The organism is Allobosea caraganae, from assembly GCF_003351345.1.
Classification (GTDB): domain Bacteria; phylum Pseudomonadota; class Alphaproteobacteria; order Rhizobiales; family Beijerinckiaceae; genus Allobosea; species Allobosea caraganae.
This window is the reverse complement of sequence record NZ_QQTO01000012.1, coordinates 275155-298603: the sequence shown is the minus strand read 5'-3', so window position 1 is coordinate 298603 and position 23449 is coordinate 275155. Positions and strand designations below refer to the sequence as shown.

The 23449-nt window shown below is 67.6% G+C and carries 21 protein-coding genes and 1 pseudogene; 15 read left to right on the top strand and 7 right to left on the bottom strand.

Annotation, left to right across the window (positions count from 1 at the left end; all coding sequences use genetic code 11):
• Nucleotides 1–314 (top strand): annotated as a pseudogene (locus DWF00_RS29350) (hypothetical protein); the annotation flags it as partial.
• Between the two features lie 63 nt (nt 315–377).
• Here DWF00_RS29350 and DWF00_RS06985 read toward each other — a convergent pair.
• The gene (locus tag DWF00_RS06985; RefSeq protein WP_245973779.1) at nt 378–1772 is read right to left on the bottom strand and encodes an MATE family efflux transporter; all 1395 of its coding nucleotides are present in this window, start codon (nt 1770–1772) and stop codon (nt 378–380) included.
• Nucleotides 1773–2020: 248 nt separating this feature from the next.
• Here DWF00_RS06985 and DWF00_RS06980 point away from each other — a divergent pair, with 248 nt between their 5' ends.
• The 13 genes from DWF00_RS06980 (at nt 2021) to DWF00_RS06920 (ending at nt 14924) form a co-directional block, all read left to right on the top strand.
• Nucleotides 2021–3484: an amidase gene (locus DWF00_RS06980; RefSeq protein WP_114830704.1), complete on the top strand. Its 1464-nt coding sequence runs from the start codon at nt 2021–2023 to the stop codon at nt 3482–3484.
• Between the two features lie 56 nt (nt 3485–3540).
• Nucleotides 3541–4770 (top strand): M20 family metallo-hydrolase, encoded by a 1230-nt coding sequence (locus tag DWF00_RS06975; protein ID WP_114830703.1) that lies wholly within the window; start codon nt 3541–3543, stop codon nt 4768–4770.
• A gap of 14 nt (nt 4771–4784) precedes the next feature.
• A complete protein-coding gene (locus tag DWF00_RS06970) occupies nt 4785–6197 on the top strand; it encodes an amidase (protein WP_114830702.1) in 1413 nt (470 codons plus the stop codon).
• A 208-nt stretch (nt 6198–6405) separates the two neighbouring features.
• Nucleotides 6406–8004 (top strand): ABC transporter substrate-binding protein, encoded by a 1599-nt coding sequence (locus DWF00_RS06965; protein WP_114830701.1) that lies wholly within the window; start codon nt 6406–6408, stop codon nt 8002–8004.
• Nucleotides 8005–8093: 89 nt separating this feature from the next.
• A complete protein-coding gene (locus DWF00_RS06960; protein ID WP_114830700.1) occupies nt 8094–9035 on the top strand; it encodes an ABC transporter permease in 942 nt (313 codons plus the stop codon).
• The gene (locus tag DWF00_RS06955) at nt 9032–9934 is read left to right on the top strand and encodes an ABC transporter permease (RefSeq protein ID WP_114830699.1); all 903 of its coding nucleotides are present in this window, start codon (nt 9032–9034) and stop codon (nt 9932–9934) included. Before DWF00_RS06960 ends, DWF00_RS06955 begins: the two co-directional genes overlap by 4 nt.
• A gap of 4 nt (nt 9935–9938) precedes the next feature.
• Nucleotides 9939–10871 (top strand): N-carbamoyl-D-amino-acid hydrolase, encoded by a 933-nt coding sequence (locus DWF00_RS06950; RefSeq protein WP_114830698.1) that lies wholly within the window; start codon nt 9939–9941, stop codon nt 10869–10871.
• 70 nt (nt 10872–10941) lie between these two features.
• On the top strand, nt 10942–11175 hold the full coding sequence (gene vapB, locus DWF00_RS06945) for a type II toxin-antitoxin system VapB family antitoxin (RefSeq protein WP_114830697.1): 234 nt from the start codon (nt 10942–10944) through the stop codon (nt 11173–11175).
• A gap of 11 nt (nt 11176–11186) precedes the next feature.
• The gene (gene vapC / locus DWF00_RS06940; RefSeq protein ID WP_114830696.1) at nt 11187–11573 is read left to right on the top strand and encodes a type II toxin-antitoxin system tRNA(fMet)-specific endonuclease VapC; all 387 of its coding nucleotides are present in this window, start codon (nt 11187–11189) and stop codon (nt 11571–11573) included.
• A gap of 54 nt (nt 11574–11627) precedes the next feature.
• A complete protein-coding gene (locus DWF00_RS06935) occupies nt 11628–12797 on the top strand; it encodes an amidohydrolase/deacetylase family metallohydrolase (protein ID WP_114830695.1) in 1170 nt (389 codons plus the stop codon).
• Between the two features lie 20 nt (nt 12798–12817).
• Nucleotides 12818–13333, top strand: a complete 516-nt coding sequence (locus DWF00_RS06930; RefSeq protein ID WP_114830694.1) for a GNAT family N-acetyltransferase — start codon at nt 12818–12820, stop codon at nt 13331–13333.
• A gap of 59 nt (nt 13334–13392) precedes the next feature.
• Nucleotides 13393–13851, top strand: coding sequence for a RidA family protein (locus DWF00_RS06925; RefSeq protein WP_114830693.1), 459 nt, complete (start codon nt 13393–13395; stop codon nt 13849–13851).
• Nucleotides 13848–14924 (top strand): D-TA family PLP-dependent enzyme, encoded by a 1077-nt coding sequence (locus DWF00_RS06920; protein WP_114830692.1) that lies wholly within the window; start codon nt 13848–13850, stop codon nt 14922–14924. Before DWF00_RS06925 ends, DWF00_RS06920 begins: the two co-directional genes overlap by 4 nt.
• 12 nt (nt 14925–14936) lie before the next feature.
• On the opposite strand, the gene DWF00_RS06915 is transcribed toward DWF00_RS06920, so the two are convergent.
• The 6 genes from DWF00_RS06915 to DWF00_RS06890 all read right to left on the bottom strand — a co-directional run bounded on the left by DWF00_RS06915 (nt 14937) and on the right by DWF00_RS06890 (nt 21742).
• Nucleotides 14937–15524, bottom strand: a complete 588-nt coding sequence (locus DWF00_RS06915; protein WP_114830691.1) for a hypothetical protein — start codon at nt 15522–15524, stop codon at nt 14937–14939.
• Between the two features lie 100 nt (nt 15525–15624).
• Entirely contained in the window at nt 15625–16350 is a 726-nt protein-coding gene (locus tag DWF00_RS06910) for a DUF1028 domain-containing protein (protein WP_114830690.1), read from the bottom strand.
• A 13-nt stretch (nt 16351–16363) separates the two neighbouring features.
• Nucleotides 16364–18169 (bottom strand): gamma-glutamyltransferase family protein, encoded by a 1806-nt coding sequence (locus DWF00_RS06905; RefSeq protein WP_210207908.1) that lies wholly within the window; start codon nt 18167–18169, stop codon nt 16364–16366.
• 12 nt (nt 18170–18181) lie between these two features.
• On the bottom strand, nt 18182–19072 hold the full coding sequence (locus DWF00_RS06900) for an ABC transporter permease (protein ID WP_114830688.1): 891 nt from the start codon (nt 19070–19072) through the stop codon (nt 18182–18184).
• Complete coding sequence (locus DWF00_RS06895; protein WP_114830687.1) at nt 19072–20016, bottom strand: ABC transporter permease; 945 nt, start codon at nt 20014–20016, stop codon at nt 19072–19074. The genes DWF00_RS06900 and DWF00_RS06895 overlap by 1 nt, the downstream gene beginning before the upstream one ends.
• 214 nt (nt 20017–20230) lie before the next feature.
• Nucleotides 20231–21742: an ABC transporter substrate-binding protein gene (locus tag DWF00_RS06890; protein ID WP_114830686.1), complete on the bottom strand. Its 1512-nt coding sequence runs from the start codon at nt 21740–21742 to the stop codon at nt 20231–20233.
• Between the two features lie 409 nt (nt 21743–22151).
• On the opposite strand from DWF00_RS06890, the gene otnK reads away from it, so the two are divergent.
• Nucleotides 22152–23417 carry a 3-oxo-tetronate kinase gene (gene otnK, locus DWF00_RS06885; RefSeq protein ID WP_114830685.1) on the top strand — a complete coding sequence of 422 codons (1266 nt, stop codon included), beginning with the start codon at nt 22152–22154 and terminating at the stop codon, nt 23415–23417.
• Nucleotides 23418–23449: the final 32 nt, after the last annotated feature.

Genomic DNA, 23449 nt, shown 5'->3' with positions numbered 1-23449 from the left:
AGGCCGTCGCCCATCTCGACGAGATGACCCAGCAGAACGCCGCCCTCGCCGAGCAGTCGGCCGCCTCCGCAGCCTCCCTCTCCGGCCGCATCGGCGAGCTCAACACCCTCGTCGCAGCGTTCAAGACAGGGCAGGAAAACGAGGCACAAGCGCCGATCGCCCGGCCGCGGATCGTCACCAACGCCAAGACGCCGGCGGCGCTGCGCCAGCTTGCGGAAGCGGCCTTCACCCAGTCGAAGGCGGTCCCGCCGCGCCAGCCAGCCAAGAAGGTCGCCAATGCGGGCAGCCATGATGCCGGGTGGGAAGAGTTCTGAACCTGGCAGGACAGGCGCGGGGAACCCTCTCCTGTAAGGAGAGGGTTCCCCGCGCCTTTTGCGTCAGGCCGATGCCACCAACCCAAGCCGCTCGCGCAGCGCCCAGCGCCAGAGCATCAGGACCGCCACCACCGCAAGCCCGATCGCAAGCCCGATCCAGATGCCGCTGCCGGCGAGCGGCGTCCAGAAGCCGAGCGCGGCCGAGAGCGGCAGGCCGAGGCCCCAATAGCCGATGCCGGCGAGGATCATCGGCACGCGGGTATCGCCCAGCCCGCGCAGGATGCTGGCGCCGATCACCTGGGCGCCGTCGACGATCTGGAAGATCGCGGCAAACACCAGGAAACGCGTCGCGAGTTCCGCCACGGCCTCGGCACCCGGCTTCTCCGCATCGAGGAACGGGCCGATGAGCAGTTGCGGCGCAACCAGCATGACCAGCGCCATCAGCGCCATGAAGACGGTCGAGAGGAACAGGGCCGTCGCTCCGGCGCGGGCAATGCCCTCGCGGTCGCCCGACCCGAAGGCGCGGCCGACTCGCACCGTCCCGGCCTGGCCGATGCCGAGCGGCACCATGAAGGTCAGCGAGGCGATCTGGATCGCGATCGCATGCGCTGCCAGCGAGGTCGTGCCGATCAGCCCCATCAGGAAGGCCGCGCCGCTGAAGATCAGCACCTCGAAGGCGACGGCCACGCCGATCGGCAGGCCGAGCCGCCAGAAGGCGCGATAGCGCGGCCAGTCGGGCACCCAGAACCGGCCGAACAGGCGGAAGCGCCGGAAACGCCGGTCCAGGACGACGAGCAGGACCAGCCCCAGGAACATCAGCGTCGAGGACAGGCTGGTGGCGATGCCCGAACCGGGCAGGCCGAGCGCCGGAAAACCGAGCCGCCCGAACATCAGCAACCAGTTCGCGAAGACGTTGAACGCGACCGCCAGCAGCACCACGACCAGCGCCCAGAACGGCCGTTGCAGCGCCGCCAGGAAGCCGCGCAGCACGAGGTAGCAGAAGAACGGAAGCAGGCTCCATTGCAGGGTGTGGACATAGCTCGCGGCGGCCCGCGAGAGCGCCGGGTCCTGTCGCATCAGGAGCAGGAACGCCTCCGCCTGCCAGAGCAGGAGCCACATCGGGCCGACCAGCGTCAGCGCGGCCCAGAAGCCCTGGCGCACGGTGCGCCGGACCTCGCGCACGGCATGGCGGTTGCTCCCGAGCTCGATCGAGAGCATCGGCGCCACCGCGCCCATCACGCCGATGCCGAAGACCAGCACCGCCATGTAGAGATTGGCACCGAGCGCGCCGGCCGCCAGCGCATCCGGCCCGAGATGGCCCATCATCACCACGTCGGTCGCGGTCATCGCCGTCTGCGCGACATTGGTCAGCACCATCGGCCAGCTCAGGGCGAGCATGGCCTTGGCTTCGGCGAGCCAGGGCTGCGCCGGTCGGGCGGCGAGGGCGATATCGGACATGGCAGGGTTGGACATGGGAGGTCGCTTCTAGACCATGCCTACGAAAAGTGCAGTTCAGTTTTCTTGATCGCGGACATCAACGGCCGGCGCAAGGTTGCCGCAAGGATATGCCGCTAGGCGTTTTCGCCGCCGTTTCCCTGCGCGAACTGTGCTACCGGCCGCCCTGTGGCGCGGCCATCATCGCGTGGCCCAAAACGGCCGGCCGGAAGAACGGCCGGAACGAGCGACCAAGACAGGATAGGCCGACGATGTCAGATTCCGGTGCGAGCGCAGCCAAGGGCGATATCGTCGCCCTGGACGCAACAGCTCTGTCCAACGCGATTCACGCCCGCAAGCTCTCCTGCGCCGAGGTGATGGCGGCATATCTCGACCAGATCGATAGGCTCAACCCCATCGTCAACGCGCTGGTCGCCCTGCGCGAGCGCTCAGACCTGCTGAAGGAGGCGGCTGCGCTCGACGCCGAGCTCGATGCCGGGCGCTCGCGCGGCTGGATGCACGGCTTCCCGCAGGCGATCAAGGATCTCGCCGCCGCCAAGGGTTTTGCGACCACGCAGGGTTCGCCGCTGTTCAAGGACACGATCGCCGAGGCCGATGCCATCTTCGTCGCGCGCATGAAGGCGGCCGGCGCGATCATCGTCGGCAAGAGCAACACGCCGGAATTCGGCCTGGGCTCGCAGACCTTCAACCCGGTCTATGGGCCGACGCGCAACGCCTACGACCAGTCGCGCACCTCCGGCGGCTCCAGCGGTGGCGCGGCCGTGGCGCTCGCGTTGCGCATGCTGCCGGTCGCCGATGGCTCCGACCATGCCGGCTCGCTGCGCAACCCCGCCGCCTTCAACAATGTGCTCGGCCTGCGCCCGGCCTATGGCCGCGTGCCCTCCGGCACCGAGGAGGTCTTCATCCCGCAGCTCGGCGTCGCCGGGCCGATGGCGCGCAAGACCCGCGATCTCGCGGCGCTGCTCGCGGTCCAGTCCGGCTACGATCCGCGCGTGCCGCTCTCGCTGCGCGAGGAGCCGGCCGGCTTCCTCGGCAGCCTGAACCGAGACATCACCGGCCTGCGCATCGGCTGGCTGGGCGATCTCGGTGGCCATCTGCCGATCGAGGACGGCATCCTGCCGCTCTGCCGCACCGCGCTGGCGGCTTTCGAGGGTATGGGCGCCTCGGTCGAGGAGGTCGCGCTCGGCTTCGATCCGGAGCTGGTCTGGCAGGCCTGGCTGAAGCTGCGCGCCTGGCAGGTCGGCGCCAACCTTGCGCCGATCTACGAGGACCCGACGCGACGCGACCATCTCAAGCCCGAGGCGCGTTGGGAGGTCGAGCAGGGGCTGAAGCTCTCGGCCTTCGACGTCATGAAAGCCTCGAACCTGCGCTCGGCCTGGTACCAGCATGTGCTTGGCCTGTTCCAGCGCTTCGACGTGCTGGTGCTGCCGAGCGCGCAGGTCTTTCCCTTCGCGGTCGAGACGCATTGGCCCAAGGAGATCACTGGGCGCGCCATGGACACCTATCATCGCTGGATGGAGGTGGTGATTCCGGTGACGATGTCGGGTTGTCCGGCGCTGAACGTCCCGGTCGGGTTCAGCGATGCCGGCCTGCCGATGGGCATGCAGCTCTGGGGGCCGAACCAATCCGAGCGCCTGCTGCTCGAACTCGGGCAGGCCTATGAGGACGCGACCGGCTGGGTCGAGAAGCGCAAGCCGGTCTTGCTTGCCGGCTGAGCGGACGGCATCGTTCGTGCTTTGGCGCTGCCTATGCCTGACGGGAGGCCCGAGCAATGAGCACGAACCTGCGGATCGACGGCGCGAGGCTGGTCTCCCGGCTTGAGGCGCTGTCGAGGATCGGCGCGACGCCAGAGGGCGGTTGCCGCCGCCTCGCGCTCACCGATGAGGACAAGCAGGGCCGCGACTGGCTTCTCAGTCAGATGCAGGCGCTCGGGCTTGACGTGAAGGTCGACGCCATCGGCAACATCGTCGGCATCCTCAAAGGCCAGCAGCAGGGGCCGGCCGTCATCCTCGGCTCGCATATCGACACGGTCGGCACCGGCGGGCGCTTCGACGGCGCACTCGGCGTCATCGCCGGCGTCGAGGTGCTGGCCGCCCTGCGCGACGCGGGCTTAACCCCCAAGCGCGACATGGCGGTGATCGCCTTCACCAACGAGGAGGGCGCCCGCTTTCACCCCGACATGCTCGGCTCTTATGTCTGGGCCGGTGGCATGAGCGTCGAGGCGGCCCATGCCGAGAAGGATTCGGAGGGCGTCGTGCTTGGCGCCGAGCTGAACCGCATCGGCTATCACGGCCCGGAGCAGCCCGGCTTCCTCAAGGCTCATGCCTATCTCGAACTCCATATCGAGCAGGGGCCGGTGCTCGAGGGCGACGGCGGCGGGCTTGGCGCCGTCACCGGCATCCAGGCGATCTGCTGGCTCGAGCTGACGCTGAGGGGCCGCCCCAGCCATGCCGGCACCACGCCGATGGCCTATCGCAAGGACCCTGGCCTCGCCGCCGCGCGCATCAATATCTTCGCCAACGAGCTGACCAAGACCATTTCCGGCCAGCTCGCCAATTCCGGCGTGATCCGGGTCGAGCCCGGCAACGTCAACGTCGTGCCCGAGCGCGTGGTGATGTCGCTCGACCTGCGCAATCCCAACGACGCGCCGCTGGCCGAGACGGAAGCCGCTGTCCGCAAGTTCTGCGCGGAGCTCTCCGAGCGCGACGGCATCGAGATCAGCTTCCGCGACCTTGCCCGGTTCCCGGCGACGCCGTTCGCCGAGGAGCTGATCGCCGGCATGGAGGCGAGCGCCGCCGAGCTCGGCCTTCCCATTCGCCGGATGATCTCGGGCGCCGGCCATGACGCCCAGATGATGTCGCGGCTGTGCCCGACCGCGATGGTCTTCATCCCCTCGATCGGCGGGCTCTCGCATAACCCGGCCGAGTTCAGCACCGACGAGGACATGGTGAAGGGCGCCAACGTCCTGCTCAGCGCCGCCTGGCGCGCCGCCAACGCCTGACCACGGACCCGCCCATGACCTCGATCGCCTCCCTCTCCGCCGCCGAACTCGGCCCGCTCTACGCCGCGAAAGAGCTTTCGCCCGTCGAAGTCGCCAAGGACGCGCTCGCCCGCATCGAGCGCTTCGAGCCTGAGATCAACGCCTTCGTCGTCCGCGACGGGGCGGCGACGCTCGCCATGGCCGAGGCCTCGCAGGCGCGCTGGCTGAAAGGGGAGGCGCTCGGCCCGCTCGACGGCGTGCCGGTGACGATCAAGGACAATATCGGCGTCGCCGGCTGGCCGATGAAGCGCGGCTCGGCCCTGGCCTCCGACGCGCCCTGGCCGGAAGACGCGCCCGCGACGGCCCGACTGCGCGAGGCCGGAACCGTCTTCCTCGGCAAGACCACCATGCCGGAATATGGCTGGAAGGGCGTCGGCGATTCGCCGCTGTCGGGCATCACCCGCAACCCCTGGAACACCACGACCGGCCCCGGCGGCTCCTCGGCCGGTGCCGCCTCCTGCGCCGCGCTCAATCTCGGCTGCATCCATCTCGGCACCGATGGCGCCGGCTCGGTCCGCATCCCAGCCGCCTTCACCGGCGTGGTCGGGCTCAAGCCCACCTATGGCCGCGTCCCGGCCTATCCGGTCTCGACCATGGGCTTCCTCGCCCATCTCGGCCCGCTGACCCGCACCGTGGCCGACACGGCGCTGGCGATGAACGCCATCGCCCGGCCCGACGAGCGCGACATGACGGCGATCATCGCCGATCCGATCGACTACGTCGCGGCGCTCAGCGGCGGCGTGAAGGGCCTGCGTATCGCCTACTCGGCGAAGCTCGGTGGCGATGTCCCGGTCGATGCCGATATCGCCCGCTTGACCCGCGAGGCGGCCCTGGCCTTCCGCGAGCTCGGCGCCAGCGTCGAGGAGGTCGATCCCGGCTTCGCCGACCCGCTGGAGACGCTGATGGTGCTCTGGTCGGCCGGCGCGGCCCTTGCCCTACGCAGCATCGGCCCTGACGGCCGCGCGCAGATGGATCCCGGCCTCGTCGCGGTGGCCGAGGCCGGCGAGCGGGTTGCGGGTTCGACTTATGTCGAAGCCCTCCTGAACCAGCGCAACGCGCTTGCTCACCACATGGCGCAATTTCATGCACGGTTCGACTTGCTGCTGACGCCGACCCTGCCGCTGCCGGCCTTCGAGGTCGGCCGCAACACGCCGGGCCATGGTGGCTATGGCGAAGACTGGACGCGCTGGACGCCCTTCACCTACCCGTTCAACATCACGCAGCAGCCGGCGATCTCGCTGCCATGCGGCCTGACGAGCGGCGGCCTGCCGGCCGGGCTGCAGATTGTCGGAGCCTTCGGAGAGGATGCGCTCGTGCTGCGCGCCGCGGCTGCGCTGGAGGCTTTCAGGCCGTTCGCCCGGGTCGATGCGCCGATCAAATCGATTTAGGTGCCTCCTACGCAATTTTCCTGCTCGCCTTGCCCCAATGCCGGCAAAGAGTGTTGTCGGCATGCCAACAGTTCCGTCTGGCACGAACTCTGCAAGCTCGGCCGCCACGGAACCCGGCCGGTCAGGCGTGTTGTCACGGAGATTTTTCTCCCACACACTCCCTCCCAAGGTCGCCCGTTCAGAGGTTGCCGCTTCAGGGGAGTGAGTGATGGACCGCAGGACGTTTCTGAAATCCGCCGCCGGCGTCGGCACGCTCGCTGCCTCCGGCGGGATCGCGATGCCGGCCCTGTCGCAAGGCGCGGCGGCCAAGACCCTGCGCTTCGTGCCGCAGGCCAACCTCGCCAATTTCGACCCGATCTGGGGCACGCAATATGTCGTGCGCAACGCCGCGGCCCTGGTCTGGGACACGCTCTACGGCATCGACGAGAAGTTCCAACCGCAGCGCCAGATGGTCGAGGGCGAGGAGGTCTCCTCCGACGGCCTGACCTGGACCTTCAAGCTCCGCCCCGGCCTCAAGTTCCATGACGGCACGCCGGTCCTTGCCAAGGACGTGGTCCAGAGCCTGATCCGCTGGTCGGCCCGCGACCCGATGGGCCTGATGATCCGCGGCATCCAGAACGAGATCGTCGCGGTCGACGACCGCACCTGGAAATGGTCGCTGAAGCAGCCCTATCCGAAGATGCTGCTGGCGCTCGCCAAGAACAACGCTCCCTGCTCCTTCATCATGCCGGAGCGCATCGCCAAGACCGACCCGTTCACGCAGATCACGGAGTATATCGGCTCCGGCCCGATGAAGTTCGCCCGCAGCGAGTGGGTGCCCGGCGCCAAGGCCGTGTTCGAGAAGTTCGCCGACTACGTGCCGCGCAACGAGCCGGCCTCCTGGCTCGCCGGTGGCAAGAAGATGCTGGTCGACCGCATCGAATGGGTGATCATGCCCGATCCGGCGACCGCCGCCGCCGCGCTGCAGAACGGCGAAGTCGACTGGTGGGAGACCCCGCTCGCCGACCTCGTGCCGGTGCTCAAGGCGCATAAGGACATCAACGTCGATATCGGGGATCCGCTCGGCAATATCGGCGCCTTCCGGATGAACCACCTCTTCGCGCCCTTCAACAACCTGAAGGTGCGCCAGGCGGTGATGACCGCGCTGAACCAGGAAGACTACATGCGCTCCATCGTCGGCGACGACGACAAGCTCTGGAAGCCGCTGCCGGGCTTCTTCACCCCCGGCACCCCCGGCTATACCGAGGTCGGCGGCGAGATGATGAAGCAGAAGAACGTCGCCGCCGCCAAGAAGCTGCTGGCCGAGTCCGGCTACAAGGGCGAGCCGGTGGTCTGCGTCGTCGCGCAGGACATGTCCGCGACCAAGTCGATGGGCGACGTCACGGCCGAGCTGCTGAAGAGCATCGGCATGAACGTCGACTTCGTCGCCACCGACTGGGGCACGGTCGGTTCTCGCCGTGCCCAGAAGACGCCGCCCGGCCAGGGTGGCTGGAGCATGTTCCACACCTGGCACGCCGGCGCCGACTGCATCAACCCGGCCTCCTACACCGCGATCCGCGCCAATGGCGACAAGGCCTGGTTCGGCTGGCCGGACGTGCCGGCGGTCGAGGCCGAGGTCACCAACTGGTTCAACGCCAAGGATGCGGCCGAGGAGAAGGGCGCGATCGATCGCCTCAACAAGGCCGCGGTCGAGAACGTCGTCTACGTGCCGACCGGCTTCTACCTCGGCTACCAGGCCTGGCGGAAGAACGTCACCGGCGTGGTCAGCGGCCCGCTGCCATTCTCCTGGGGCGTGTCCAAGGCGTGAGGGACCGCGTGTACTTCTGCTGGCATGGCCGCCTGGCGCGGCCATGCGGCGAAGTCTCAAACGGTCTCTGAACTAGCGAAGGCGCCGCAATGCTGGCTTTTATCGTCAAACGCATCATCACGACCATCCCTGTGATGGCCTTCGTGGCGCTGTTCGTCTTCTCGCTACTTTATATCGCGCCGGGCGATCCGGCCGCCGTCATCGCCGGCGACCAGGCGTCGCCGGCCGATGTCGAGCGGATCCGGGCGAGCCTCGGGCTCGACCGGCCCTATCTCATCCGCTTCGGCGAATGGCTGTTCCGGGTGCTGCAGGGCGATCTCGGCACCTCGATCTTCACCTCGCTGCCGGTGACGCAGCTCATCGCGCAGCGCATCGAGCCGACCGTCTCGCTGATGGTGCTGACGCTGATCTTCGCCGTCGTCATCGCGGTGCCGATGGGCGTCATCGCCGCCTGGAAGGCCGGGACCTGGATCGACAAGGTCGCGATGGCCTTCGCCGTGCTCGGCTTCTCCGTGCCGGTCTTCGTCGTCGGCTACCTGCTCGCCTACACCTTCGCGCTCAAGCTCGATTGGCTGCCGGTGCAGGGCTACACCCCGCTGTCGCAGGGCTTCTGGCCCTGGCTGCGCAACCTGATCCTGCCCTCGATCACGCTCGGCTTCGTCTATATCGCGCTGATCGCCCGCATCACCCGCGCCACCATGCTCGAGGTGCTGCAGCAGGACTACATCCGCACCGCCCGCTCCAAGGGCCTCGGCCAGCGCAGCATCCTCTTCCTGCATGCGCTGAAGAATGCCGCCGTGCCGATCATCACCATCATCGGCATCGGCATCGCGCTGCTGATCGGCGGCGCCGTCGTCACCGAGAGCGTCTTCGCCATTCCCGGCCTCGGCCGCCTGACGGTCGATGCGATCCTGCGGCGCGACTATCCCGTCATCCAGGGCGTCGTCCTGATGTTCAGCTTCGTCTACGTGCTGGTGAACCTGCTCATCGACCTCGCCTACACGCTCGTCGATCCGAGGATACGCTATTGACGACGCAGACCGACAACGCCGCGGCCGCGCTCGTCGCCGTCCGCGATCCCGCACAGCCCACCCGCCTGCGCCGCTTCACGCGTTATTTGCGCCGGCACCCCTCTGTCGCGATCGGCGGCGGCCTGCTGCTGCTCATGATCCTGATCGGCATCTTCGCGCCGCTGCTCGGGACGGTCGACCCGACCGCGATCGCGCCCTCGCGGCGCACGCGCATGCCCTCCGAGCAATACTGGTTCGGCACCGACATGCTCGGCCGCGACATCTATTCGCGCGTCATCTACGGGGCGCGGGTTTCGCTCGTCGTCGGCTTCACGGTCGCCGTCCTGGCTTCGGTGGTCGGGCTGGCGATCGGCCTCTTTGCCGGCTTCGTGCGCTGGGCCGATGGCATCGTCATGCGCGCCATCGACGGCATGATGTCGATCCCGCCGATCCTGCTCGCCATCGCCCTGATGGCGCTGACCCGCGGCTCGGTCGGCAACGTCATCATCGCCATCACCATCGCGGAGATTCCGCGCGTCGCCCGCCTCGTCCGCGGCGTCGTGCTCTCCTTGCGCGAGCAGCCTTATGTCGAGGCGGCGGTGGCGCTCGGCGCCCGTACGCCGCGCATCATCTTCCGCCATATCCTGCCGAACACGATGGCGCCGATGACGGTGCAGGCGACCTATATCTGCGCCAGCGCCATGATCGTCGAGGCGATCCTGTCCTTCATCGGCGCCGGCATCCCGCCGGCGACGCCGTCCTGGGGCAACATCATGGCCGAGGGCAGGGCGCTCTGGCAGGTCAGGCCGCATATCGTGCTGTTCCCGGCGATCTTCCTGTCGATCACCGTGCTGGCCGTGAACCTGCTCGGCGACGGCCTGCGCGACTCGCTCGATCCCCGCATCGCCAAGAGCCTGTAGTCGAATGAGCCGCATCCTGACCGTGGGCGCCGCCCAGCTCGGGCCGATCCAGCGCGACGAGAGCCGCGTCTCGGCCGTCGCCCGCATGATCGCGCTGATGCGCCAGGCCAAGAGCCATGGCTGCGACCTCGTCGTCTTCCCCGAGGCGGCGCTGACGGCCTTCTTCCCGCATTGGTGGATGGAGGACGAGGACGAGATCGACTCCTATTTCGAGACGGCGATGCCCTCCAACGAGACCGCGCCGCTCTTCGAGGAGGCGGCCAAGCTCGGTATCGGCTTCCATCTCGGCTATGCCGAGCTCGCCCATGAGGATGGCCGTAAGCGCCGCTTCAACACCGCCGTGCTGGTCGACAAGTCCGGCAAGATCATCGGCAAATACCGCAAGATCCACTTGCCCGGGCATCCCGACCACAAGCCCGAGAACGCCTTCCAGAACCTGGAGAAGCGCTATTTCGAGACCGGCAATCTCGGCTGGCCGGTCTGGCGCGCCATGGATGCCAATATCGGCATGATGATCTGCAACGACCGGCGCTGGCCCGAGAGCTATCGCTCGATGGGCCTGCAGGATGTCGAGCTGATCGTGCTCGGCTACAACACGCCCAAGCACAACCCGCCGGCCCCACAGCACGACCGCCTCGGCAACTTCCACAACCAGCTCGTGATGCAGGCTGGCGCCTACCAGAACGCCACCTGGGTCGTCGGCGTCGCCAAGGCGGGGCTGGAGGCCGGTGTCGACCAGATCGGCGGCACCTGCATCATCGCCCCGACCGGGGAAGTGGTGGCGCAGGCCGTGACCGAGGGCGACGAGCTGATCGTCGCGCTCTGCGACATGGACCTCGGCAAGAGCTACAAGAACTCGACCTTCAACTTCGCCAGGCACCGCGAGCCGCAGGCCTACGGGCTGATCGTCGAGCGCAAGGGCGCGGTCGCGCCGTGATCAGCCTGCCGTTGCGAAATTCGGTCGTGCGGCTTATGTATATCCCAATGGGATATACAAGGAGGCGCTGATGGCGAATTCCAAGCTTTTTATGAGCAATCGCAGCCAGGCGGTGCGCTTGCCGAAGGAGGTCGCGTTCCCGCCGGACGTGAGCGAAGTCGAGATCATCAGGCAGGGTTCGGGGGTCTTGATCGTGCCGAAGGGGAAACGCTGGGATGATCTGTTCGAGCGTGGCCCACGGGTCAGCGAAGACTTCATGGCCGAGCGCATCCAGCCACCGGCAGACGAGCGGGAACCCCTGTGACGCTCACTCATATGCTGGATACCAATATCTGCATTTACGTGATGAGAACCTATTCGCCGGCGCTGCAGGACCGGTTCAGCGCTTTGGCCGGAAGCCTCTGTATTTCTAGCGTCACGGTCGGCGAGCTCGCGTACGGGGCGGAGAAGTCCGCGCGCCGGAGTCGGAATATTGAAGAGCTCGACATTTTCCTGTCCCGGATCATGACGTTGCCCTTCGATGAGGGAGCGGCGCGGCACTACGGACAACTCCGCGCCGAGCTCGAGAAGGCCGGCACGCCCTGCGGCCCCTACGACATGCAGATCGGCGCTCACGCCCGCAGCGTCGGCCTAATCATGGTCACCAACAACATGCGCGAATTCGCCCGCATGCCCGGCCTGCGTGTCGAGAATTGGGTTTGACCGCTTGCGCGCCCATGATCACTCCCGCTCCGAAGCGACCTTGAGAGAAACACGATGTCCCACGATCTCATCCTGAAGGGCGGCCGGGTCATCGACCCGTCGCAGAACCATGACGGCGTGCTCGACGTCGCCTTCACCGACGGCAAGGTCTCCGGCTTCGGCAAGGACCTGAAGGGCGGCTCCGACACCGAGATCCGCGACGTCTCCGGCTATATCGTCTCGCCCGGCCTGATCGACCTGCACACCCATGTCTACTGGGGCGGCACCTCGCTCGGCATCGATGCCGACGAGTTCTGCCGGCTCTCCGGCGTCACCACCTCGGTCGACACCGGCAGCGCCGGGCCGGGCAACTGGGCCGGCTTCCGCAAGCACGTCATCGAGAAGAGCCAGGCGCGCATCCTCGCCTATCTCCACGTCTCGCATGCCGGCATCTACGGCTTCGATCATCGCGTCATGGTCGGCGAGAGCGGCGACCTGCGCATGATGAACCCGATCGACGCGGTCGAGGTCGCCGACAAGAACCGCGACCTGATCGTCGGCATCAAGGTCCGCGTCGGCCTGCACGCCTCGGGCAGCTCGGGCGCTGTCCCGCTCAACATCGCGCTGCAGGTGGCCGAGGAGGTCGGCATGCCGCTGATGTGCCATATCGACCATCCGCCGCCGTCCTACGAGGAGGTCATCGGCATGCTCCGGCCGGGCGACGTGCTCACCCACGCCTTCCGCCCTTTCCCGAACTCGCCCGCCACCGTGCAGGGCACGGTGAAGCCCGAGGTGCTGGCGGCCCGCAAGCGCGGCGTCCTCTTCGACATCGGCCATGGCAAGGGCTCGTTCTCGTTCAAGACGACCCGCGCCATGCTCGCCAACGGCTTCATGCCCGACACGATCTCGTCCGACGTGCACAAGCTCTGCATCGACGGCCCGGCCTTCGACCAGGTCACCACCATGTCGAAATTCCTCTGCATGGGCGTGAAGCTGAACGACGTCATCGCCGCCTCGACGCTGAATGCCGGCATGGCGCTGAAGCGGCCCGAATACGGCTCGCTCAAGGTCGGATCGCTCGGCGACGCCACCATCATCACGGTCAAGGAAGGCAAGTTCGACTACGTCGACGTGGTCGGCGAGCATCTGATCGGCAACCAGAAGATCGTCTCCGAAGGCGTCGTGCTGAAGGGCAAGTGGTGGCATCCGAAGCGCTCGAAGAAGTTCGCGCCGGCAAAGGGCTGAGCGAAGCGCGAGATTACATCATGACGCAATCGGCAGGGCAGGGCGGCGCGATCTGGCGCGCCATGACGATGGCTAACCTGCCGGACGTCATGGCGATCGCGGTCGCGGTGCACCCGGACTATCCCGAGGACGAGGCGATCTTCGCCGAGCGCCTCGCGCTTTATCCGGCGGGCTGCCTTTGTCTTGTCGATGCGGACGGGGCGGCCGGCTACGTGCTGAGCCATCCCTGGCGGCCTTGCGATATCCCGGCGCTGAACGCCCTGCTCGGCGCGATCCCCGCCGATGCGGCGGCCTACTACATCCACGACCTGGCGCTGCTGCCGCATACGCATGGCACTGGCGCGGCCTCGGATGTCGTGGCCCGCCTCGTCGAGCACGCCCGGAATTCCGGCTTTGCCGGCATGGCGCTCGTCGCCGTCAACCGCTCGGCCGGCTTCTGGCAGCGCCATGGCTTTCGCGAGACGCATGACGCGGCGCTTGATCGCAAGCTGGCCAGCTACGACGATGCCGCCCGCTACATGACCCGTGAGTTCTAGAGCCTCGCGCGAAAGCGCCGGGGAAGACCGACCAGCAAGACGACCAGAAGGGAAAGCGAATGAGTGCCGATCAGAAGCTCAAGGACCTTGGGCTGAGCCTGCCCGAGGTCGCGACGCCCGTCGCCAACTATGTCCGCTTCAAGAAGGTCGGCGACATCGTCTATCTTTCCGGCCAGGGCCCGCGCCGTGCCGATGGCAGCTATCCGACCGGCAAGGTCGGCGCAGACGTCACGGTCGAGCAGGCCTATGAGCACGCCAAGGCGACCGGGCTCGGCCTGCTCGCGGCGATGAAGGAGGCGGCCGGCTCGCTCGACAAGGTCGAGGTCGTCAAGCTGCTCGGCATGGTCAATGCCGCCCCGGACTTTGCCAGCCACCCCAAGGTCATCAACGGCTGCTCGGACCTCTTCGTCGCCGTGCTCGGCGACAATGGCCGCCATGCCCGCTCCGCCGTCGGCATGGGCTCGCTGCCCAACAACATGACGGTCGAGATCGAAGCCATCGTCAGGATCCTGCCATGACCGCGCTCGCAGAAGAGATCGCCCGCACCTACGGCACGCCCGCGGTCGTCATCGACCTCGACAAGGTCGAGGCCAACATCGCCCGGCTGCAAGCCGCCTGCGATGCCGCCGGCATCGCCAACCGCCCGCATATCAAGACGCATAAATCGCCCGAGCTGGCGCGGCTCCAGCGCGAGGCCGGCGCCCGCGGCATCACCTGCCAGAAGCTCGGCGAGGCCGAGGTGATGGCCGATGGCGGGCTCGACGACATCCTGATCAGCTACAACATCCTCGGCGAGGAGAAGCTCGGCCGGCTCGGGGCGCTCCAGCGCCGCGTCCGCATGATCGTCGCTGCCGACAACCCGGTCACGATTTCGGGCCTGCCCAGGGCGGCCGAGATCGCCGGGCGCAACCTCGAAGTCGTGGTCGAGTGCGATACCGGCCGGCAGCGCGCCGGCGTCGAGACGCCGACTGAGGCGGTCGAGCTCGCCCGGCTGATCGCTGGCTCGCCCGGCCTGACCTTCGCCGGCTTTCTGATGTACCCGCCCGAGGATGGCTGGGAGCGCACCCAGCGCTTCCTCGACGCTGCCAATGCCGGCCTGCGCGATGCCGGCCTGGAGGCGGGCATGATCTCGACCGGCGGTTCGCCCAACATCCCCAATATCGGCAAGCTCAAGGGTTCGACCGAGCACCGCGCCGGCACCTCGATCTTCAACGATCGCATGCAGGTCGCAGCCGGCGTCGCGACGCTCGATGATTGCGCGCTGAGCGTCTACGCCACGGTGGTGAGCCGGGCCGGCCCGGAGCGCGGCATCCTCGATTCAGGCTCGAAGACGCTGACGAGCGACACCGGCGGGCTCGAAGGCCATGGCTACATCCTCGAATATCCGGCGGCGAAGATCGCCAAATTCGCGGAGGAGCACGGCTTCCTCGACCTCTCCGCCAGCAACGACCGGCCCAAGGTCGGCGAGGTGGTGCGCATCATCCCGAACCATGTCTGCGTCGTCGTCAACATGGTCGACCGGCTGATCACGGTGCGCGGCGACAAGCTGGTCGGCGAGTTGCCGGTGGCGGCGCGCGGCAAGCTGACCTGAGCGCGACCGCGCTCAGTTCTGCCGGATCTTCGAGCCCTTGAGGACGACGTCGCTATTCGCCTGCGCAGTGAGCTTGCCGCTGGCCTTGAGCGTGAGGTCGTTGCCAAGGAGGGTGACGGTTCCGTCCCGCTTCTGAGTGAGCGAGGCGTCGCCGGATTTCATGGTCGCGACGGTGCCGGCCTCGATGACCATGGTCTTGCGGCTGGTGAGCGCCAGGTCCTCGCCGCTGGCGACTTTGATGTCGCCGCTTGCCGTCGCCTTGAGGGTGCGCCCGCTCAAGGTGACTTCGCGCGCGCCGGCCACGCTCACGGTATTGCCTGAGGTCATCGCGATGCTGCTGCCGGCCGTGACGCTGAATTGCGCCCCGCTGTTGATCAGGGTGTGGGCGCCGCTGTCCAGGGTGAAGCCGCTGCCGGCTGTGATGCCGACCTGCGTCCCGCTGGTGATCATGGTGTAGGCGCCGCTATTCAGCGTGAAGCCGCTATTCGCGTTGATCGTGACCGCCCCGGCGGCGCTCACCGAGATCGCATCCGTGAGCACCTTGATCCGCGCTTCGAGCGCCGCAACCCGCCGCTCCAAGGTTTCGATCGTCTCCGCCATCACCGTGCCCCCTCGGACGTTCTGCCGGAACCACGGAAGATTAGCATGGCGGGCAGAGCGCGCCTAACCAGCCGGCGGGAGAAGGTCCGAATAGGATGGGCTACTCCGGATGGCGTGCGTTCCAGGCTGCGGCGTACTCGTTGCAGAGCCGGTCCAGCTCGTCGCGGTCGGTCACCCCCGCAGGCCGCGCCCGCGACGGCGATGCCGCCTGGAACGGCACGTAGCGCTGATGCGCCATGCGCCAGATCCGGCGCAGCTCGGCGAGCGGGTCGGCGTGGTCGTCGACGCGGATGTCGAAGGAGGGCATCGGCTCGCCCGCCCAGATTCGGATCGCGGCCGATTGCCTGCCGCGCTTGTCGCCGCCGGCTCTCTCGCCGGCTTCGAGCGCGACCAGCAGCCGCTCGTCGAAATCGAGCGCCGAGGCGGCGATATAGGCCTTCAGCGTCTCCTGCACGACTTGTGGCCCGGCCAGCATGTTGCCGGCGACGGAGACCTGCGGCCCGTCGACCGCCCCGCACCAGTCGATGCAGGACTTGCCGGTATAGGCCGCGATCTTGCCGTCGCGGTCGATGACGTGGAGCTGGCGATGGGCCCGGCCCTCGTCTGCCGCCGTCAGCGTCGCGATGATCTCGACGGCCGAGCGGCCCTCCTGCAGCAGCTTCAGCCCATCGACGCCGTAGAGCGGGTTGACGAAGGCCTGGGTCGCGATCGCGCCGATGCGCCCGCCGCCATAGGGGACGCGTGCCCCCACGGCGAAAGCGCAGGTCGAGACCGCGACGCCGAAGGCGCCGGTCGCCGCATCGCGGGCGACGATGGACCATGTCATGGGCGCAATACTCCTACCGGCCGATCGCGTAGGCCTGCATCAGACGCGGGGTCGCCGCGGCGCGCAAGAGGCCGTTGCTGCTCTTCTCGGCCGCGGTCAGGCGCCCGACCGTCCACACCGGAGCCTCTTCGAGCGCGTGGCCGCGCTTGACGAGATCGGCGATCACCTCGGCGCCCACGCTCTCCTCGACCGTCAGATGGCCCGGCCGGGCCTCGCGCGGATAGAAGGTCGAGGGGAAGTGCTGGGTGTGGAACAGCGGCAGGTCGATCGCCTCCTGCAGGTTGAGGCCATGATGGACGCGGCGCAGGAACATGCCGAGCTGCCATTGCTCCTGCTGGTCGCCGCCCGGCGTGCCGAAGGCGAGGCGCGGCTCGCCGTTCTCGAAGGCGATGGTCGGCGTCAGCGTGGTGCGCGGGCGCTTGAACGGCGCGAGCGAGGAGGGCAGGCCCTCGTCGAGGTAGAAGGCCTGGGCGCGCGAGTTCAGCGGGAAGCCGAGCTCGGGGATCACAGGCGAGGATTGCAGCCAGCCGCCCGACGGCGTCGCCGCGACCATGTTGCCCCATTTGTCGATCACGTCGATATGGACGGTGTCGCCGCGGCGCGAGGAGGCGACCATCGAGGCCAGGGTCGGCTCGCCGACGGTGGCGCCGCCAGTGCCGCTCTGGCCGGCGATGCGGAGCGTGGCCAGCATCTTACCGACCTGCTCTTCGAAGCCGGCGATCATGCCGGGGCGCTGCTCATGCGAGGCTGTGTCGCCGATCAGCTTGCGGCGCTCAGTGGCGTACTCGTCCGAGAGCAGCGTCGCCAGCGGCACCTTCACGAAATCCGGATCGCCATAATAGGCCTCGCGATCGGCGAAGGCGAGCTTCATCGCCTCCGCGACATGGTGGATGAACTCGGCGCTGGCCGGGCCCATCGCGCCGATATCGAAGCCCTCAAGGATCTTCAGCGTCTGCAAGAAGACCGGGCCCTGGCCCCAGGGGCCGATCTTGAAGACCTCCCAATCGTGGTAGGTCACGCTCGCCGGCGTCTCGTAGGTGGGCGTCCAGCGCGCCATGTCGTCGGCGGTGAGCAGGCCCTTGTGGCGGCGGCCGGATGAATCCATCGCCTCGGTGGTGCGGCAGAACTTGTCCATCGCCTCGGCGACGAAGCCCTTGTACCAGGCATCATAGGCCGCCTGGATCTGCGTCTCGCGCGAGCCGCCGACGGCCTCGGACTCGGCCAGGATGCGCTTGTAGGTCTCGGCCGCGGCGGTGTTGCGGAAGAGCTCCTTGCCCTTCGGCACGTTGCCGCCGGGCAGGTAGACCGCGCCGGAGGTCGGCCATTCCGTGGTGAAGAGCTCGGTCAGGGTGCCGATCGTGTCGGAGACGCGCGGCAGCATCGGGTGGCCGTTCTCGAAATAGCCGATGGCGGGTTCGAGGACCTCGCGCAGCGGCAGCCTTCCATGATCGCGCAGCATGGTCATCCAGCCGCCGAAGGCGCCGGGCACGACGGTGGAGAGCAGGCCCGAGCCCGGGATCAGGTCGAGCCCGAGCTTCTTGTAGGCCTCGATGGTCGCGGCCTGCGGCGCCGGGCCCTGGGCGCAGAGCACCTCGACCTTCTTGGTCTCGGCCGAATAGAACACGGCCGGCATGTCGCCGGCCGGGCCGACCAGATGCGGCTCGACGACCTGCAGCACGAAGGCCGCCGCGGCGCAGGCGTCGAACGCGTTGCCGCCCTTCTCCAGCATGGCCATGCCGGTGGCCGTCGCCAGCCAATGCGTCGTCGTGACGACACCGAAGGTGCCGAGGATTTCCGGGCGGGTGGTGAACATAGTCAGTTCCTCAGGCAGTCAGGATTCTTTGGGGTCGAGCGCGTCGCGCAGGCCGTCGCCCAGGAGGTTGAAGCCGAGCACCGCCACGAAGATGGCGATGCCGGGCGCGACCGACATCCACGGGGCCTGCTCCATGAAGTTTTTGGCGACATTGAGCATCTGGCCCCAGGATGGGGATGGGGGTTGCTGGCCGAGGCCAAGGAAGGAGAGCGCGGCCTCCAGGATGATGGCCTGCGCCATGAACAGCGTCGCCTGCACGATAATCGGCGAGAGCGTGTTTGGCAGCACGTGCACGAACATGATGCGCATGTCGCGGGCGCCTACGGAGCGGGCGCCCTCGACGAAATCCTCGGCCTTGACGCTCATCACCTGTCCGCGCACCAGCCGCACGAAGATCGGCACCGCCGAGAGGCCGATCGCGATCATCGCATTGGCCAGGGAGGGGCCGAGGATCGCCGCGAAGGCGATCGCCAGGATCAGGAACGGGCAGGCCAGCATCGCCTCGGTCACGCGCGAGATCGCGATGTCGATCCAGCCGCCGTACCAGCCGGACAGCAGCCCGAAGGGAATGCCGACGACGAGCGCGATCATCACCGAGACGATGCCGGCCAGCAGCGAGGCCTGCGCCCCGTAGAACAGCCGCGAGACCTGGTCGCGCCCGAGCTCGTCGGTGCCGAGCCAGTACAGCTCGGAAGGCGGCTTGCGGATGGCGAGGAAGTTCGACTTCAGCGGGTCGGCGATCGGCAGGATCGGCGCCAGCACGGCCATCAGGACGAAGACGAGCACGATGATGCCGCCGATCAGGGCCGAGCGGTTGCGCAGGAGCTTCGACAGCGTGCTGCGGCGCGGCCGCGGCGCCGGATCGATCGCGCTCGGCAAGGCGGGGGTCTCAAGCGTCGCGCTCGTCATCAACTGCTCCTGAGGCGCGGATTGACCAGGACGTAGAGCACGTCGGCCAGCAGGTTCATCAGGATGAAGCCGATCGCCGTGCACAGCACGACGCCCTGCACCACACCGTAGTCGCGGTTGAACACGGCGTCGACGATCAGCTTGCCGAAGCCCGGGATGGTGAAGACCTGCTCGGTCAGCACCGCGCCAGCCAGCAGCTCGCCGAAGAGCAGGGTCGAGAGCGTGATGATCGGCACCAGCGCGTTGCGCAGTGCGTGCCGGTTGACCACCGTGTCCTCGTCCAGCCCCTTGGCGCGGGCGGTGCGGACATAGTCCGAGCGCAGCACCTCCAGCATGGCCGAGCGGGTATGGCGCATGATGAAGGCGGCCAGGCCGCCGCCGAGGACGAAGGCCGGCATGATCAGCCGCTCGATCGCCGCCTTCGGATCGACGAAGATCGATTCGAAGCCCGAGGCCGGCAGCAGCTTCCATTGCACCGAGACCACCAGGATCAGCATGATGCCGAGCCAGAAATGCGGGACCGACAGGCCGAACAGCGCGACTGCGCTGGCGGTGTAGTCGGCCATCGTGTCCTTGCGCCTGGCAGCGATGATGCCGGCCGGCAGGCCGATCCCGACCGCGACCAGCATCGAGGCGACCGCGAGCTGGAAGGTCACGCCGAGCTTCTGGATGATCAGCCCGAGCACCGGCTCGCCGGTGCGCAGCGAGCGGCCGAAATCGCCCTGCACCACCTGGCCGAGCCAGGCGAAGAACTGCAGGACTATCGGATCGTCCATCCGGTAGACCTCGCGCAGATGCGCGATCACCGCCGGATCACGCTCCTCGCCGGCGATGACGAGGAACGGGTCGCCCGGCAGCGCGCGCTGCAGGGCGAAGACGAAGAGCGACACCAGGAACAGCGTCGGGATCGCGATCAGGATGCGCCGGCCGATCAGCGAGAGCATGGTCGGCTCTCCGCTCTACGGGAATGCACTTCCCCTCCCCCTTGCGGGGAGGGGAGAGGGGTGGGGGGCGTAAAGCCGGAACAAGCGGCGTCATGGTTGAAGGCTGCGACTGCTGCAAGCGAAAGATCGCCCACCCGGTCGTTCGCCCCCCATCCCCATCCCTTCCCCACAAGGGGGAAGGGAGGCGCGTTTGCCGGCAACGGCATCGCGCTCGTCACTGCCGCTTCAGCCCCGTGAGCCGGATCATCCCGTCCGGATTGATCACGAAGCCCTGGAGGTTCGAGCGCAGGGCGAAGAACACCGTCTGGTTGTAGAGGTAGATCTGCGGCCGCTCGTCCTGGAGGATGCGCTGGGCGGCGTCGTAGAGCTTCTTGCGGGCCTCGACGTCGTAGACCGTGCGGGCCTCGTCGAGCAGCCTGTCGACTTCGGCATTGCTGTACTTGCCGTCGTTCTGGCTGCCCTTGGTCGTGACGAACTGGTGGATGTTGCCGTCAGGGTCGATGCGGCCCGACCAGCCGATCCGGCTCATCTGGAACTTGCCCTGCTGCTGGTCGCGCAGCTGGCTGGCGAACTCGCTCGAGCGCAGCTGGATGTCGAAGCCGGCCTCCTGCGCCATCGCCTGGATGACCTGGCCGAGCTGGGTGTCGACCGGGTTGTTGGTGACGAAGAGCTCGACGGTGACCTTAGAGAGACCCGCTTCCTTGAGCAGCGCCTTGGCCTTGGCGACGTCGCGCTCCGGCACCGGGAATTCGGCGCTGGTATAGGGGCTCTTCGGGTTGAAGGGCTGGATCATCGGCTCGTAGAGCCCTTCGAACACGACCTGGCTCAGCACCTTGCGGTCGATCGCCAGCGAGAGCGCCTGGCGCACGCGCTTGTCCTTGCCCACCGGGTTGTTGGCGGCCTCGCCGTTGCCGGTGTTGATGGTGATGCCCTGGTAGCCGAGATTGGCGGTGCTCTGGACCTTGAGGCTCTTGTCGGCCTGGGCCGACTTCACGTCGGTGGGCGCGAGGCGTTCGAGCATGTCGAGCTCGCCGGCGCGCAGGTTGGCGAGGCGCACGGTCGTGTCGGGGATGGTGCGGTAGAGAATCCGGTCGAAATGGTAGTTCTTGGCGTCCCAGTAGTCCTTGAACTTCTCCAGCACGATGCGGTCGTTCTGCACGCGCTCGACGAACTTGTAGGGGCCGGAGCAGACCGGCTTGGCGCCGACATCGCTGGTCAGGGTCTTCGGCGCCAGCATCATGCCGGCGCGGTCGGTGAGCTGCGAGAGCAGCGTCGCGTCCTGGCGCTTCAGCTTGAAGACGAGCGTGGTCGCGTCGGGCGCCTCGACGCTGGCGACGGAGGCGAGCTCCGACTTGCGCAGCGAATCCTGCAGCGTCATCGCGCGTTCGAGGTTGGCCTTGGCCGCCTCGGCGTTGAAGGGCTCGCCGTCATGGAACTTGGCGTCGCTGCGCAGCTTCATGGTCAGCGTCAGGCCGTCGGCCGAGAACGACCATTCGGTGGCGAGCTGCGGGATGATCTTCAGGTTCGGATCGATGTCGAGCAGCTTGTCGCACAGGCCCATGAAGACGATGCGGCCGACGAAGGTGCGCGCCTTGTGCGGGTCGAGCACGTCCGGGTCTTCCTGCAGGCCGATGCGCAGGGTCGACGGCGCCTGTGCCTGCGCCACGGAGGGCAGGGTGGCGAGCGTCAGGAACGTGGCCGAAGCCAGCGCGGCGAAGAGCTTCATCTGAATTCCCCTCTTTGTTTTTGAACGAGATGATGCGTGCTTGTGGTTTGGAGTTCTGGTGCCTGAACGATGCTTTCTGTCGTGTCGGGATGCCGGCACGCCGCACCGCTGCTGGTGCACGAGGCCGATTATCCGATTTGGTCCCACCCGGTACTAAGTTGGCGTAAGTCGCGCTCGCCGTCGATGGGCCGTCGTCGCATTTCTGGCATCTTTTCCGCTGGCATTCCAGATGCCGCCCCGCATGCAAGTTGACGGCCAAGCCGCTTGCGTCAGCTTGGGGCGGGCATGCCTTGCCCTCCGACACTTCCGTCACAATCTCTGCTAGTCACGGCTGAAATCAACGATATCAAGCAGGACGCCGATGGCGTTTGCGTACATCACATGTGCGCTACCAGCAGGGATGGAATGAATGCTGCTAGGTGTGATCGCCGACGATATGACCGGCGCGACCGATGTCGCCCTGATGCTCAACCGCGCGGGAATGCGCACCGTCCAGGTGATTGGCGCGCCGGCTGCCAATTCGGCGCTGCCCGAGGCCGACGCCGTGGTGGTGGCGTTGAAGTCGCGCACCAATCCCGTCTCGGAGGCCGTCGCGCAATCGCTGGCCGCCTGCGAGGCGCTGCTTGCCGCCGGCGCGCGCCAGATCCTGTTCAAGTACTGCTCGACCTTCGACTCGACGCCGCACGGCAATATCGGCCCGGTCGCGGATGCGCTGATGCGCCGGCTCGGCGCGCAAAGCGCCATCGTCTGCCCGGCTTTCCCGGCGAACGGACGCTCGATCTACCAGGGCTACCTCTTCGTCGGCTCCGTGCCGCTGCATGAAAGCTCGATGAAGGACCACCCGCTGACGCCGATGCGGGATTCCAACCTGATGCGCCTGATGGGCGCGCAGACGCAGGCCAAGGTCGGCCATGTCGGCTATGCCACGGTGCTCGAAGGCGCCCGGGCAGTGAAGGCCCGCATCGCCGAGCTGGCCGCGCAGGACACCCCCTACGTCGTCACCGACGCGCTCACCAACCACGACCTGATGGTGCTGGGCGAGGCGCTCGACGGGCAGGTGCTGCTCACCGGTGGGTCGGGCATCGCGATGGGCCTGCCGCAGAATTTCCGCAGGGCGGGGCTGCTGCCCGAACGCGAGATCGCCGGCCATCTCAGCGCCCCGCAGGGTCGCGCCGGCATCATCTCCGGCAGCTGCTCGACTGCGACGCGCGGCCAGATCAAGGCGGCGCTGGAGGCTGGCTGCCCCGCGCTCAAGGTCGACCCGATGGCGCTCGCCGATGGCAGCCAGAGCTCGGCGGAACTCGCCGCCTGGGCGCTGGCCCAGTCCACCGCGCAGCCCTTCCTGCTCTATTCCAGCGATGACCCGGCCGAAATCGCTGCCGTCCAGGGCAGGCTCGGCCGCGACAAGGCCGGCGAGATCGTCGAGACCGCCTTTTCCCAGGTCGCCAGGCTGCTCTCGCAGGGCGGCGTCACCCGGATGCTGGTCGCGGGTGGTGAAACTTCGGGCGCGGTCGTCCAGGGCTTGGGCATCCGCACGCTGGAGATCGGCCCGGAAATCGACCCGGGCGTGCCCTGGACCCGCGTCGTCGATGGGCCGGAGATGGTGATTGCCTTGAAATCAGGCAATTTCGGCGCGCCGGACTTTTTCCTGAAGGCGTGGAGCCTCCTGCGCTGACACCCGCTCCGTTCCGATACGCGAAAACTCGT

Coding starts and splice junctions, on each gene's coding strand:
- DWF00_RS06985 (WP_245973779.1), bottom strand. CDS start 1,772: ATGTCCGATATCGCCCTCGCCGCCCGACCGGCGCAGCCCTGGCTCGCC.
- DWF00_RS06980 (WP_114830704.1), top strand. CDS start 2,021: ATGTCAGATTCCGGTGCGAGCGCAGCCAAGGGCGATATCGTCGCCCTG.
- DWF00_RS06975 (WP_114830703.1), top strand. CDS start 3,541: ATGAGCACGAACCTGCGGATCGACGGCGCGAGGCTGGTCTCCCGGCTT.
- DWF00_RS06970 (WP_114830702.1), top strand. CDS start 4,785: ATGACCTCGATCGCCTCCCTCTCCGCCGCCGAACTCGGCCCGCTCTAC.
- DWF00_RS06965 (WP_114830701.1), top strand. CDS start 6,406: ATGGACCGCAGGACGTTTCTGAAATCCGCCGCCGGCGTCGGCACGCTC.
- DWF00_RS06960 (WP_114830700.1), top strand. CDS start 8,094: ATGCTGGCTTTTATCGTCAAACGCATCATCACGACCATCCCTGTGATG.
- DWF00_RS06950 (WP_114830698.1), top strand. CDS start 9,939: ATGAGCCGCATCCTGACCGTGGGCGCCGCCCAGCTCGGGCCGATCCAG.
- vapB (WP_114830697.1), top strand. CDS start 10,942: ATGGCGAATTCCAAGCTTTTTATGAGCAATCGCAGCCAGGCGGTGCGC.
- vapC (WP_114830696.1), top strand. CDS start 11,187: ATGCTGGATACCAATATCTGCATTTACGTGATGAGAACCTATTCGCCG.
- DWF00_RS06935 (WP_114830695.1), top strand. CDS start 11,628: ATGTCCCACGATCTCATCCTGAAGGGCGGCCGGGTCATCGACCCGTCG.
- DWF00_RS06930 (WP_114830694.1), top strand. CDS start 12,818: ATGACGCAATCGGCAGGGCAGGGCGGCGCGATCTGGCGCGCCATGACG.
- DWF00_RS06925 (WP_114830693.1), top strand. CDS start 13,393: ATGAGTGCCGATCAGAAGCTCAAGGACCTTGGGCTGAGCCTGCCCGAG.
- DWF00_RS06920 (WP_114830692.1), top strand. CDS start 13,848: ATGACCGCGCTCGCAGAAGAGATCGCCCGCACCTACGGCACGCCCGCG.
- DWF00_RS06915 (WP_114830691.1), bottom strand. CDS start 15,524: ATGGCGGAGACGATCGAAACCTTGGAGCGGCGGGTTGCGGCGCTCGAA.
- DWF00_RS06910 (WP_114830690.1), bottom strand. CDS start 16,350: ATGACATGGTCCATCGTCGCCCGCGATGCGGCGACCGGCGCCTTCGGC.
- DWF00_RS06900 (WP_114830688.1), bottom strand. CDS start 19,072: ATGACGAGCGCGACGCTTGAGACCCCCGCCTTGCCGAGCGCGATCGAT.
- DWF00_RS06895 (WP_114830687.1), bottom strand. CDS start 20,016: ATGCTCTCGCTGATCGGCCGGCGCATCCTGATCGCGATCCCGACGCTG.
- DWF00_RS06890 (WP_114830686.1), bottom strand. CDS start 21,742: ATGAAGCTCTTCGCCGCGCTGGCTTCGGCCACGTTCCTGACGCTCGCC.
- otnK (WP_114830685.1), top strand. CDS start 22,152: ATGCTGCTAGGTGTGATCGCCGACGATATGACCGGCGCGACCGATGTC.